The 13,511-nt window shown below is 50.4% G+C and carries 9 protein-coding genes; 1 reads left to right on the top strand and 8 read right to left on the bottom strand.

Annotated features, from left to right (window positions below; genetic code table 11):
* The first annotated feature begins 29 nt into the window (after positions 1–29).
* The gene (locus EOE67_RS00310) at positions 30–1,106 is read left to right on the top strand and encodes an MBL fold metallo-hydrolase (protein WP_127697075.1); all 1,077 of its coding nucleotides are present in this window, start codon (positions 30–32) and stop codon (positions 1,104–1,106) included.
* Positions 1,107–1,132: 26 nt separating this feature from the next.
* Here EOE67_RS00310 and EOE67_RS00315 read toward each other — a convergent pair whose 3' ends face one another.
* The 8 genes from EOE67_RS00315 to EOE67_RS00350 form a co-directional block, all read right to left on the bottom strand.
* Entirely contained in the window at positions 1,133–1,813 is a 681-nt protein-coding gene (locus EOE67_RS00315) for a Fe2+-dependent dioxygenase (RefSeq protein WP_127697076.1), read from the bottom strand.
* A gap of 193 nt (positions 1,814–2,006) precedes the next feature.
* Positions 2,007–4,301 (bottom strand): catecholate siderophore receptor Fiu, encoded by a 2,295-nt coding sequence (locus tag EOE67_RS00320; protein WP_127697077.1) that lies wholly within the window; start codon positions 4,299–4,301, stop codon positions 2,007–2,009.
* A gap of 251 nt (positions 4,302–4,552) precedes the next feature.
* Complete coding sequence (locus EOE67_RS00325) at positions 4,553–5,230, bottom strand: substrate-binding periplasmic protein (protein ID WP_164852171.1); 678 nt, start codon at positions 5,228–5,230, stop codon at positions 4,553–4,555.
* A gap of 224 nt (positions 5,231–5,454) precedes the next feature.
* Positions 5,455–7,569 carry a methyl-accepting chemotaxis protein gene (locus EOE67_RS00330; RefSeq protein ID WP_127697079.1) on the bottom strand — a complete coding sequence of 705 codons (2,115 nt, stop codon included), beginning with the start codon at positions 7,567–7,569 and terminating at the stop codon, positions 5,455–5,457.
* Positions 7,570–7,608: 39 nt separating this feature from the next.
* Complete coding sequence (locus tag EOE67_RS00335; protein ID WP_127697080.1) at positions 7,609–8,304, bottom strand: TorF family putative porin; 696 nt, start codon at positions 8,302–8,304, stop codon at positions 7,609–7,611.
* Between the two features lie 357 nt (positions 8,305–8,661).
* Complete coding sequence (lysS, locus tag EOE67_RS00340) at positions 8,662–10,188, bottom strand: lysine--tRNA ligase (protein WP_127697081.1); 1,527 nt, start codon at positions 10,186–10,188, stop codon at positions 8,662–8,664.
* Positions 10,189–10,214: 26 nt separating this feature from the next.
* Positions 10,215–11,313 (bottom strand): peptide chain release factor 2 gene (gene prfB, locus EOE67_RS00345; RefSeq protein ID WP_164852172.1). Its coding sequence is split into 2 segments (ribosomal slippage): positions 10,215–11,237 and positions 11,239–11,313, totalling 1,098 coding nucleotides; the frame shifts between segments, so codons are not numbered across the junction.
* Between the two features lie 123 nt (positions 11,314–11,436).
* A complete protein-coding gene (locus EOE67_RS00350) occupies positions 11,437–13,422 on the bottom strand; it encodes a sensor histidine kinase (RefSeq protein WP_164852173.1) in 1,986 nt (661 codons plus the stop codon).
* Positions 13,423–13,511: the final 89 nt, after the last annotated feature.

Below are 13,511 nucleotides of genomic sequence, written 5' to 3' on the forward strand. Positions count from 1 at the left end.
TTGGGAAGACTCTTCCCCGGCGCAGTCTAATGATGCTGGTCGTTGGTAGCTTGTGGCTAACTGGTTGCAGCCAAACAAATACCGTCAATACCTTATCAACTGTGCAACAACCACTGACTGCCGATGGCCGCTTTAAAAATCTCTATCCGGGTGAAAAAAGCTATCCGCTTACTTGTCAGCAGGATTGTTATTTACCGCAGGCAACCTTGTCTTGTAAGACCGATGCTCCGGCCGAACAATGCCGTTATACCGGGCCGCAACAATGGCCGGAACTTGATACCGGTTTTACCCTAAGGTGGCTTGGCCACGCCAGTTTTCAAATTCAGACCCGCGATGGCCAGCAGTTATTGCTGGATCCTGTTTTAGAGCAATTTGATTGGCCGGTGAACTGGGCGTTTTGGCTGAGTGAAGGTTTTAACCGGCAGCTGCCAGCAGCTTTATCAGAGCAAGAGCTGGCCGCCACTGACGCGGTGTTGTATTCGCATATTCATTACGATCATTTAAATAAATCAGATATCAGACGCTTAGGTGCCAAGCCGCACTATCTGGTGCCGCTGGCAGTGGCAGAGCATTTGCCACAACAACAGCTGCAGATCACCGAAATGGCCTGGTATAGCCAAATGCAACTTGGCGCGTTAAAAGTGCATGCGCTGCCGGCACATCACTTCAGTAACCGCATCTGGGTGCCGTTTTTATATGAAGATTTCGGTGACAGTTCCTGGAATGGCTGGCTGCTGGAATTCAACGGTAAAAAGTTATTTTTCGCCGGAGATACCGGTTATTCGCAACACTTTGCCGATATCCAACAGAAATATGGCGACATCGATATCTGTTTGTTACCCATCGCGTCTTACCATCACGACACCGATGGCGACTGGTATCGGTATGTCCACAACACACCCGAAGATGCGCTCAGTGCGGCCGTAGATTTGGGCTGTAAAGTGATGATCCCCTGGGGGTATGGCAACGCTAGCTGGAAAATGGGCGATCACAGCAGCCATGCTCCGCTTCAGCGATTGCTCACGATGCAGCAGCGCCTACAAGGTCAACCACAAGGCCTGGTGCCGCTGTTGATCCTTAATGAAGGCGACAAGGTAAAACTCTAGCGTAATGTTAACTCAGCCCCCATATTTTACAACTGTGCCCATTGTCGCAACAGATTGTGATAGTGGCCGGTCAGGCTGAGCACTTCGGTGCTGTCGCCGACTTGCTGGCGCAGCGCTTGAATAGTGCGATCCAGTTCAAATAACATCGCACGTTGTTGATCGTCTTTCACCATACTCTGGGTCCAGAAAAAGCTGCAAACCCGCTCGCCGCGTGTCACAGGTTTCACTTGGTGCAGGCTGCTTGATGGATAGACAATTAAATCACCGGCCGGAAGTTTCACTTCGTGTGCGCCATAAGTGTCCAGCACCTGTAACTCACCGCCGTCATAATCGTCAGGCTCAGTCAGAAACAAGGTTGACGAGACATCAGTGCGCAAACTTAAGGTGCTGCCGGGTAAAATCCGGATCGCGCCATCGACGTGCAAACCATAATGCTCCCCGCCGCTATAACTGTTAAACAGCGGCGGTACGGTGCGATATGGCAGCGCAACCGCTAAAAACTGTGGATGTTGATAGAGCTTTTGCAGAATATATTCGCCAAGCTGGCGTGCCAACGGACTATCGACCGGCAGCTGACGATTTTGCTTCACTTGCGCACCTTGTGGCCCGACCGTCGCCCGGCCATCGCCCCATTCGCCCGCCGCCAGCAATTGGCGCATCTGACTGACTTCGGCTTTGCTCAGAAATTCCGGAATTTGTAACATCATAAAAGATCGGCCTTTTTATTCGAAAGAAGCACAAGTACAACCACCTATCGCCAATGTAGAGCATGTCGAGGATGTTCAAATACACAGAAACCAAAAAGCCGGGATCAAGGTTTTCCCTGATCCCGGCACTGCGAACGCTGAGGCGTAAAACCCCACAGTCCGGCGCTTAGCGCGCTAGATTTACATCCACTCCTTAGAACGCAACATTCACACCCAGTTTGGCCGAGCGTGGGGTGCCCTGATGGAAACGTGAGCCGCCATTGTTCAGACTGCCAATATATTCTTCATCCAACAGGTTATACAGGTTAAATTGCACTGTCACTTCCGGCGTCACCGCATAAGATGCCATCGCGTCAACCACCCAATAATCAGGTACTTGCAGCACTGAACTGGTAGCAGGATTCAGGTTGGTGGTATTAGAGCGAGCGACCGAATCCATGTAACGGACACCACCACCGATGCTGAAATTATGCTGACGGTAAGTACTCCACAGCGTGAAGGTCGTTTTTGGTGTCCACTGGATCACGGCGCCATCAGTCGGTGACGTCGCAAACCGGGCGCCACGGGTGATTTTTGGATCCAACAACGCCAGACCAGCACTCAGTTCCAGGCTATCAAGCGGCATGCCAACTAACCCCAGCTCCACACCTTTGACGGTTTTTTCACCGATAGGCACATAAGTATTGACGTCGTCGCGCACCAGCTCGTTTTTATTGACGCTTTTAAAGACTGCGGCGGTCGCAAACAGTTTTTCGTTGCGCAAATTCCACTTGGTGCCAAGTTCCAGATTGCTGCCTTTTTGCGGTTCCAATGCCGGGTTATTCTGGTTGGTAGCAGAACTGCTGAGCTGGAAGCTGGTGCCACCTGGTGGTAATTGGGATGTCGCGTAACTTAAATACACCGAACCATCTTTGTTCGGTTTGTAGTTAGTGCCAATTTTGTAGCTTAACAGGTTGTCAGAAGCCTGTTCATGGCTACCAATTTTGGTGCCGACCGGTACCGTTTGCGGTGTAGCAACAGCCTGCAGGGTAATGTTATCGGTGGTGGTATTGTAATGCTCGGCCCGAACGCCCGCGGTTAATTGCCATTGTGCATTCAAATCAATGGTATCCATCGCATAAATGGCAGCGGTATCGGTCGAACCTTCAGCTTTGGCGCCAGTTAACACCACCGGAGCAAACACATCGGCAGTCGATGGGTTATACAAATTCGCAGCAACCTGCGTCACCCCGGTTGGCATACCTTTGGTGTAATTCAGCTGACTTTCGTAACTGAACTCAACGCCGGAAGCCACAGTGTGCTGCAGACCACCGACGTTGAAGCTTGCCTTCAGATTCGTTTGGTTAATTAAAATCTGGTTTTTCTGATCTTTGCCCTGACGTGAACGGGCAACCGTCCAGGTCGCAGGATCATTTTTGGTCGCAGCCGGGAAAGCCAGCGCGTTGACACCGGTTAACACATAATCCTGTGTCGCCACGCCATAACGTGAGGTGTTGGTTAAGGTCACGTTTTCAGTGAAATCGTGTTCTACACGTAGTGTCAGCATATCCGCCAGCACATGGTCATAATCGGCAGCTGAACCATAAAAATTGCTGCGATCCACCGCGGTTAAAGCCGGACCACCGCCTTGTGGGAAAGCGGCAGCATAAGTGCTGCTGTAAAAACCTTCCTCGCCAACTGTAGGTAAACCGCCATCCTGAATATTATCTTGTTGCATATGTAACAGGTTTAACACAGTACGGGTTTGGGTGTTGATGCCAAAAGCCAGTGAAGCGGCCAGACCGGTGCTGTTGTTTTCAACCACATCACGGTTTGGCACACCGCTGTCCTGACGCATTACGTTCACCCGAATGGCGGCGTTTTCGATCGCCAGACTACGGTTGACGTCGGCAGTCACCCGTTTATGTGAGCCAGAGCCAATAGTCGCAGTACCGGTGCTGGAATCTTCCAGACTAGCCATTTTTGTACCCATGTTGACATAACCAGACGAGCTGCTGCGGCCGTTATCAACGCCAGCCGGGCCTTTGGCGATTTCAACCATATCGGTGTTAAACACATCGCGGCTGATGGTCCCTAAATCGCGGATGCTATCGACATAGATGCTGCCCTGCGTATCAAAACCACGCATAAAAATGGAATCGCCGGTCGCGGTATTACCGTTTTCACCCATCAGCATGGTGATGCCCGGTGTGTTACGCAAAGTGTCGCTTAAGCTGACGGCAGCCTGTTGTTGGAACAGTTCTTTTTTAACCACCACGATGGTTTGTGGGGTATCCACCAGCGCCTGAGTCTGTTTTGGCGAACTGGCTTTTTTGGCGATAAATTCAGGCTCGATGCTATCGGCCTTTACTTCAACTTCAGCCAGCTTACCGGCTTTGGTGGTGTCATTGCTTTGTGCTGCCATCGACATTGCCGGAATGGCCAGCAGTAACGCCGAAGCCAGTGCAGTCTTGGTCATAGAATGTTTTTTCGCCTGAATAAACGCCATGTTGCCTTTTCCTTGAATAAGTTGACGTCAATACAGGACGCCGGTTTGTCTGGTCGGGAGACGATGAAAATCGCGGCGGATCTTATCGATAACCATTCGCATATGCAAATGATTTTCATTTGTGGGGAAAAATAACACATGACTTCAGGTTGCTGTCAGCAGGGTTCATCGAAAAATTACCAAGTGTGGATAAAGGGGAAAATCAAAACATCGCGGCGCGTAATGGCGGTCTCCGCTCAGACAAGTAACAATCAGGGCGATTTAGTGGCTTTTGCAGAGGGTAAAAACTGAGTCTTGTGGCGTTGCAATTGTTGATTAAATTTTTGAATTAACTTGCGGTTTTTTGGATTGGCTAAAAACACCAGGTGCAGACTTTTATGCTCACGCAGGCTTTGACTAAATTGCACCTTACCCGCGGCAGCGGCTTTCACATCGGCGTCATACTTCAGCAGATACTGCAGCACCCGTTTGTCGATAACCGCCGCATCCAGCTCACCACGCGCCACCTGTAATACATTGTCTTTATCGGTGCTGTTTATTTTCGGTCGCAATGTATTCGCCGCAATTAACCGGTCGAGCTCGGTCATGTTCAGATAATCCTGCACCACGCCAAAGCGGTAGTTGGCCAGCGCCAGAAAGTTGGTCAGTAGCAGAGGTTTTTCCACTGACTCGACCAAACCAAGCTCGCTGTAGCCAATAGCACCGGATAATAATAACTTCGGGTCTTGCAGCGGATATTCCGGATAATAAGCCAGATGCCCGTTCACCCCGCTGACCACCTGATTGACCGCATTAGTCCAGGGCAAAAAATCGACCTGCAGCTGGTAGCCAATTTCGGCAAACACCTGTCGCAGCAGATCGGTGGTTTCGCCACCTTCGGGCAACCCAGCGCCGGTATAAGGCGCCCAGTCGAGACTGGTAAGCCGCATTATTTCCCCGGTCGCAGCGCCTTTGTTCGCGGACGTACTGTGTTTAGAAAGTTGATCGGGCGCAGCCAGACTCATGGTGCTACTCAGCCCAAGCAGTACTATCAATATTGACCTTCGCCACACCAGCTGCACCCGTCTCATGTTGCCAGATGGCCTCCTTTTTTGGCTTGCATCATTGGCGCCAGCCTGGTGAATACTGTAATAGCTGGCGTAAATCACCAATTTTAGCTGCGCAATTTCGCCAGTTGATTGTCAATTTCGGTGGTGATCTGTTCGATCGCCTGGCTGATATTCAAATTCGTGCCGGACAGCTGATTCAAATCACGGGTCGCATCATCAATGGCGGTAATGTTGCGGTTAATTTCTTCGCTGACCTGATTTTGCTCTTCTGCCGCTGCAGCCACCTGAAAGGCGTTGTCGGCGATGGTTGAAATACCGGCGGTAGCTGCTGACAGCTGGGTATAGGAACTTTCGGCTTCCACCAGGGTGGTGCTGACTTTGTTGGTATTGGCAGTGATTTGACTGACGGTATTCGCCACTTGTTGTTGCAAGCCATGAATAAGATTTTTAATTTCATCAGTCGAGCTGTGCGTACGCGCCGCTAAAGATCGCACTTCATCGGCGACTACCGCAAAACCACGGCCTTGCTCGCCGGCCCTTGCGGCTTCAATTGCGGCGTTCAGTGCCAGCAGATTGGTTTGCTCGGCAATCGCCTGAATGGTTTCGATAATGCCGTTAATTTGTTGACTGCTGTTGGACACGGTTTGCACCGCCTGTCGGGTTTGTTCAAATTCACCAGCGACATTTTTAAAAGCGCCGACCGTATTTTGAAACAGCTGATTAGCAGCGGTTAAAGCGGCTAATGAGCTCTGCGCGCCCTCAGCGGTACGACCGGCTAAACTGGCGACTTCATGGGCTGTTGCAGTCATCTGGTGCATGGCAGAAGCGACATTCTGTACTTCAGCCGCCTGTAAATTGGTGGCCTGATTAGTCTGGCCGCTGACGCCAACCAACTGCTGACATTGTTGCTGTAACTGACCGGAGTTTTGTTTCAGCGCCAGGATCATTTGCCGCAGTTTGGCGGTAAAGGCATTAAAACCTTCCGCCATATCCCGTAATTCCTGGTCGCGACTGCTGGCCAATTGCCGGGTTAAATCGCCTTCTGATCCCGCCAGTTCTTTCATCAACTGGCTCATATCAACAATCGGCTGCGTTGCTGATTTTAACCAAACCGCGGTCAGCAACACAAAACCTGCCAGCAGCACTAAGCCCAAGATAATCATCTGCGCTGTGGTCGCCGCTGCATCTTCAGACAACTGCGCCGACAGCTGATTCGCCACGCTCAGCGCAACCTCTTTGGGCACCGCAATCACCACTTGCCAGTCGGCGTTGGCAGCTTCAACACTTAATTTGCGGCTGATCACAAAATCCTGCTGATAGGTCGATAACTGCGCCTGATGGTCGGCCAGATGGCGGCTGAAGTCGCGATCCAAATCAGGCAGCGGCTGGCCAAGTTTGTCCGGAAAACTGTTACTGGCCAGCAGCAAACCAAATTTACTGACCAGGTAAATCCGCGCTTTGCCATCGTAAAGATGCTCGGCTTGTTTCTGTAACAAGGTTTGCAGTACTGGCAGATTCATATCGACCCCAGAGACACCTCGAAATTCGCCTGCTGCCAGCACCGGATAGACCAAGGACGTCAACAGCACTGAATTGCCTGGTGTTATTTCCCATAAATAGGGTTCCATCAAACAAGGTTTTTTCTGATCGCGGCTGCATAAATACCACTCCGCTTCACGGATGCCATGCTGATTTTTTTTATCGGCATACTTCACCGCCGGATCCGGTACCTGCACAAATTTCACGCCACCGTTTTCGCGCACCCAATAAACTTCCATGCTGCCGGTTTTGGAACTGTGCGACTGCGCCAGCGAAAAATTGCTGTCGGCATTGTCATAACCATTCGGCTCAAACTGACCAAACAACGAGCTGATGCCACTGTTGGCACTTAACAGTTCACCGGCCATTTGCTGCACTTGCTCGCGACTGTACGGCGGTTGTTTGCTGCCATGGGCGGTGGCACTCAGCACGGCCGAGAAGTATTTGGCGAGGTCAAAGTTTCGGTTGATCAGCGCTTCTGTTTCAAAGGCGATCGCCGCCGCAGCTTCGTTTAAGGTTTGCTCGGCTTGTTGCTGCATCGACTTACTGAGTGCGGTGGTGGCGGAATCGTTATTGCGACTCATCGAATACCAGCCAACGCCAGTCATCACACTGATACTAATGGCAACAAACAGTGCCACGCCAAAGGTTAACTTAAATCGCAGAGAGCTTAATTGCATCAAAATACCTGCCTATACGTCATTAATTTTTATGAATATTCAGAACTGAAAAGTCCGCGCCACTGATAACGATATTTTGGCATCACCATAAAATGGCAACGAATAATCGGTATCATCAAAGGCCAAAGTCCAGTTAAAACCCAAGCCACTGACCAGATAAGCAATCCGCCAATGATGGTAAGTGCCGTCGGTATCACGCAGGAATTTGTCCGTTTGGGTCGAGGTTGAGCGATCGGCAGTCAGCAATAAACTGCCGTTTTCATGTAGCGGAATGGTATGAAATAACGCCACGATATAATGACCACCGCCAGCACCAAAATAGTCGGACGCGTACCAATAACCAAGTTTAGTATTGTGATAAGTCAACTTGACGTACGCTTCGGGGAAATTAAACGCCTCACTATTGGCGTTGCTGTCGCCATGGTAGGTGTATTGCGCCACACCGACATCAATCAGCCAGTCGTCATTAAGCTGGTGCCAGTAACCAACAGTGGCGTCAAATTCGAGATCGGTACCGGGTGAAAACTTAATATTCGACGCCCAAAGCCCGGCATACCAGCCATCGCCACTACTCCAATCCAGACTGGGCTGCAGCGCCGGGTCGTGGTCGGTTAAAGTAATACCGTTAAACAAATAATTCGAAGTGTAAGTGACGGTTGAGCTGACATCAGCCTGGCAATGTACTGAAATCAGAGAACAAAATGCAAAAAGGACAGTGGCGGGATGTCGCAGCATCAATTTTCTCCGGAAGGAAGTGACAACAGAACAGCAGACTAAAGGTATAGCAGGGGAAAACCGGTATTAGCCAGTGAAGCGGGAAAATAAACGGGATTGATGTCAGCTAAATATCTGAATTAGAAACAAAACCAAGATCGACCGTAGGGCATCACTCATCGCGACAGGTACGCCGGACGATGAGTTGACGCTACTCGGCTTGATGGCGGACTACCTCCGGTGAGTCCGCCCTACTTTTCCCCTTAAAATTAAGAGGTTCCGTAGGGCGCTACTCACCGCGTCAGGTACGCCGAATGACGCTACTCACCGCGTCAGCGGTAATACGCCGAATAACGCCACTAACCACATCAACAACAATTAGCTACCCTGTTTATCGGTATGACGCATATGCGGGAACAAAATCACGTCGCGGATGCTTGGCGCGTTAGCCAGTAACATCACCAGGCGATCAATCCCAATACCCTGGCCTGCGGTTGGTGGTAAACCGTGTTCCAGTGCAGTGACGTAATCTTCGTCATAGAACATCGCTTCATCATCACCAGCGGCTTTTTGGGCTACTTGCTCATGGAAGCGTGCAGCTTGATCTTCAGCGTCATTTAACTCGCTAAAACCATTGCCTAATTCACGGCCGCCGATGAAAAATTCAAAGCGGTCAGTGATTTCCGGATTGTGGTCGTTACGACGGGCCAATGGCGAAATCTCAGCCGGGTATTCAGTGATAAAAGTGGGTTGTAACAGCTTGGTTTCGACCAATTCGTCAAACACTTCCATCAGAATACGGCCGTGGCCATAGTTGGCTTTGACTTCAATGCCAAGCGATTTAGCAAATGCCGCCACTGCTTCGCGCGTGGTTAATTGCTCAATCTTCACTTCCGGGTTGTAGTGCAGAATTGATTCCGTCACTGACATCCGCGCAAACGGCTGGCCAAAATCAAAGGTATGACCCTGATACGGCACTTCGGTTGTACCCAACACCGACAACGCCAGACCGCGGAATAACTCTTCAGTTAAGTCCATCAGGTCGTTGTAATCGGCATAAGCCCAATAGAATTCCAGCATGGTAAATTCTGGGTTGTGACGGGTTGAAACACCTTCATTACGGAAGTTACGGTTCAGCTCAAACACTTTTTCAAACCCACCAACCACCAGCCGCTTTAAGTACAGCTCTGGCGCAATACGCAGGAACATTTGCATATCCAGCGCATTGTGGTGCGTTTCAAACGGACGGGCCGAAGCGCCACCCGGAATACTTTGCAGCATTGGGGTTTCGACTTCTAAAAAGCCTTTGCTGTTAAAAAACTGGCGAATATAAGCCACGGTTTTGGAACGGATTAAAAAGGTTTTGCGCGACTCGTCGTTGACGATTAAATCTAAATAACGCTGACGATAACAAGCTTCCTGATCGGTTAAACCGTGGAACTTGTCCGGCAGTGGCCGTAAGGCTTTGGTCAGTAAACGGATTTCGTCTAACCATACTGTTAACTCACCAGTCTGGGTTTTAAACAGGGTACCGCTACCACCAACGATATCGCCTAAGTCCCACTTTTTAAAACCTTCGTTGTAGACGTTTTCCGGCAGGCTATCGCGCGCCACGTACAACTGCAATTTGCCGCCAACATCCTGAATGGTGGTGAAACTGGCTTTACCCATAATGCGACGCAGCATCATCCGGCCAGCCACAGTCACCCGGACTTTTTTCTCTTCCAGTTCTTCTTTGGTCAGATGCTCATACTCTGCATGGATCTGATCCGAAATGGCATCACGGCGAAAGTCATTTGGAAAGGCATTGCCAAGTTCACGCAACCCAGCCAGCTTATGTTTACGCTCAGCAATCAGTTTATTGACGTCCTGGTGTTCTTCAAGAGGAGTATTCTGTTCTGACATAATAAGTTCCTGATTTTAAGCGAAAATTACAAACCGGCTTTTAAGCTGGCTTCAATAAATTTGTCGAGGTCACCGTCCAATACCGACTGGGTATTGCGGGTTTCCACGCCGGTGCGCAAATCTTTGATCCGCGAGTCATCCAGCACATAAGAGCGGATTTGACTGCCCCAGCCGATATCCGACTTGGTATCTTCCAGCGCTTGTTTTTCGGCGTTTTGTTTTTGTAATTCAAACTCATACAGCTTGGCGCGCAGTTGCTTATAAGCATTGTCGCGGTTTTTATGCTGCGAGCGGTCGTTCTGACACTGCACCACAATATTGGTCGGTAAGTGAGTGATCCGTACCGCAGAGTCGGTTCTGTTCACGTGCTGACCACCGGCGCCTGATGCGCGATAGGTATCAATCCGTAAATCGGCAGGATTGATATCAATTTCGATATCGTCGTCCACTTCAGGGGAGACAAACACTGACGCGAAAGATGTGTGGCGGCGGTTACCCGAGTCAAACGGGCTTTTGCGCACTAAGCGGTGGACGCCGGTTTCAGTGCGTAACCAGCCGTAAGCATATTCACCGGTAAATTTGATGGTACAACCTTTGATACCGGCGACGTCGCCGTCAGTGACTTCGTATAGTTCAGGTTTAAAGCCTTTGGCATCACCCCAACGCAGGTACATCCGCATCAGCATGCTGGCCCAGTCCTGCGCTTCAGTACCGCCGGAGCCGGACTGAATATCCAGGTAACAATCGCTTGGATCGCTTTGGCCGGAAAACATCCGGCGGAATTCCAGTTTAGCCAGTTGTGCTTCTAAATCAGCGAGTTCGGTTTGCGCTTCAACAAAGGTATCTTCGTCTTCGGCTTCAACGGCGAGTTCAACCAAACCGGCCACATCTTCGAGGCCTTGATCCAGTTTATCGATGGTATTAACGATTTGCTCCAGCGCCGAACGCTCCTTGCCTAAGGCCTGGGCTTTTTCCGGATTGTTCCAGACATTGGAGTCTTCGAGCTCGCGGGAAACTTCTTCTAACTTTTCTTTCTTGGCATCGTAGTCAAAGATACCCCCGAAGCACATTAGTGCGTTCAGCTAAGTCTTTGATACTGTTATAAACTGGATTGACTTCAAACATGATTTTTAATGGCGCCTTAAAAATAAGGCGGCAATTGTAGCAAAATTTCAGCAGCAGGTGCAGCCTTTTCCTGCCGGTAGACGTCCGGATCGCCGATGAAATTTATCGCGTTGCGGTAGCTCGTTAAGACAACAACGGAAATTGCACATAAAAACAAGCGCCTTGCCCTGGCACCGAATCAAAACCAATGCTGCCCTGCATCGATTCGGTCAGTTGTTTTGACAATGCCAGCCCCAGCCCGGTGCCGCCTTTTTGCCTGGCGTCACTGCTGTCGGCCTGCGAAAACCTCTGAAAAATAAGCGGTTTAAACTCATCAGGAATTCCCGGACCTTGATCCTGCACCATAATTTTCAGCCGTTGCTGTTGGCGCTGCAACAGAATTTGTACCGTACTTTGTGGCGGGGAAAACTTCACCGCATTAGAAATTAAATTCGCCATGATCTGGGCAAAACGTAATTTATCAATTTGAACGTGCCACAACTCAGCGCCGGCGTCCGCCGACAGTTGCAAGGTGACCGCGCGCTGGTGCCCATAATGGAGATTGTCGGCGACGCATTGTTCGACCAGCGCCAACAGCGGCTCCGACTGCAATTCAAACTGCATCATGCCCGCCGACAACTTTTCGATATCGAGTAAGTCGTTGATAAGACTGGTAAGCCGCTGACAATTGTTATTCGCCAGCTGCAGCATGTGCTGCACCTGCGTCGGTAATTCGCCTAACACACCGGACGACACCAATCCCAGCGCACCACTGATTGAGGTTAACGGGGTACGTAGTTCATGGCTGACGGTCGACACAAATTCCCGTTTTAACTGCTCCAGCTGCTGTCGTTCGGTAATATCCTGCGCTGAGGCATACACTTTGCTAGTGGCCGGATCGCGGATCGACGACCATTGCAACGTCAGATAATGGCCGTCTTTGTGCCGGTAACGATTGATAAATCCTGAAGCGGCCTGACCTTGCTGCATTTCAGTGACCACATCTTCAGTTGGTTCTAAATCGGCCGGATGAATAAATTGGGTAAAAGGCCGGCTTAGTAACTCGGCTTCGCTGTAGCCGGTGATCCGGCAAAACGCCGCATTCACCCGTTCGAAATAATTTTGATCGTTGGCGATACACAGTACATCACGCGATAAAGTGAAAAACTGCTGTAACTCGCAGCGCAGTTGTTGTTGCGCCGTCACATCCTGCACTGAACCGATCAATCTGGCGGCGGAATCACCTACCGAAGTGGTCCATTTCGCCACTTCATGAACCCAGCGGATACTGCCATCGGGCAACACAATCCGGTGCATCACATTGTGCTCACCGCCTGCTTCTGCCAGCGCTTCACTTTGCCTGACCAGAGCCCGGTCTTCCGGATGGAGCTGTTGATAAAATAGAGTTCTGCTCGGCGAAAAATTGGCTGCAGAGACGCCAAAAATTTCGTACACCATTGGCGACCACCAAAGTTCATCGCTTCCCATATTGGCTTCCCAAAAACCAATCCGGGCATGACGGCTGGCCATTTCCTGCCGCTCCAGTAACAGCTGATAATCCCGTTGCAACGCCAGATGCTGGCTAAAGGTGTGCACGGTACTGGCCACCGATGCCATTGCCGTAACAAAATGCTGCTCATCAATGCTCCACTGCCGTGGCGTACTGACCTGCTCGATACAAATAACCCCGCACAACCCTTGTTCCGATTGGATCACCGCATCCAGCATCGAACAAATACCGGCCGATTGCAGATAACCATCGTTAAACTCCGCTGTGGCGGGATGCGTAGCGGCATCAAAAGCGGCGATCAGAACATCCTCGGACAGCGCTTGAAAATACTTTGGATAATGACTGCGCTGCAAACAAACGCCATTCAGATGTGATTTGTTTTTATATTCAAATAAATCAATGCACTGCAGCACATCGACCGCACTAAACAACCACACGCTGACCCGGTCAGCATACAGCGCATGGCTGATTTGTTCGGTCAAAAAACGCCAGGCTTGTTGGGTATCACTGGCGAACAACAACGGGGATGCAAGAATTTTCGTTTGTAGCGCCAGTAATTGCCGACCTTGGCGAGGCGCAGCAGTGGTGTTGCCAGAAGATGCCGATGACGGTTGCGTCATGAGAAACGTTAACTCTGCGGTTTTGCGGATTGGGTTATTAGGTGTAGCAGGAGGCCAGATACACAGCAAGCCCAACCTCATGCCAGGAA

Source organism: Rheinheimera riviphila, from assembly GCF_004005945.1.
Classification (GTDB): Bacteria; Pseudomonadota; Gammaproteobacteria; order Enterobacterales; family Alteromonadaceae; genus Pararheinheimera; species Pararheinheimera riviphila.

Coding starts and splice junctions, on each gene's coding strand:
- EOE67_RS00310 (WP_127697075.1), top strand. CDS start 30: ATGATGCTGGTCGTTGGTAGCTTGTGGCTAACTGGTTGCAGCCAAACA.
- EOE67_RS00315 (WP_127697076.1), bottom strand. CDS start 1,813: ATGATGTTACAAATTCCGGAATTTCTGAGCAAAGCCGAAGTCAGTCAG.
- EOE67_RS00320 (WP_127697077.1), bottom strand. CDS start 4,301: ATGGCGTTTATTCAGGCGAAAAAACATTCTATGACCAAGACTGCACTG.
- EOE67_RS00325 (WP_164852171.1), bottom strand. CDS start 5,230: ATGCGGCTTACCAGTCTCGACTGGGCGCCTTATACCGGCGCTGGGTTG.
- EOE67_RS00330 (WP_127697079.1), bottom strand. CDS start 7,569: ATGCAATTAAGCTCTCTGCGATTTAAGTTAACCTTTGGCGTGGCACTG.
- EOE67_RS00335 (WP_127697080.1), bottom strand. CDS start 8,304: ATGCTGCGACATCCCGCCACTGTCCTTTTTGCATTTTGTTCTCTGATT.
- lysS (WP_127697081.1), bottom strand. CDS start 10,188: ATGTCAGAACAGAATACTCCTCTTGAAGAACACCAGGACGTCAATAAA.
- EOE67_RS00350 (WP_164852173.1), bottom strand. CDS start 13,422: ATGACGCAACCGTCATCGGCATCTTCTGGCAACACCACTGCTGCGCCT.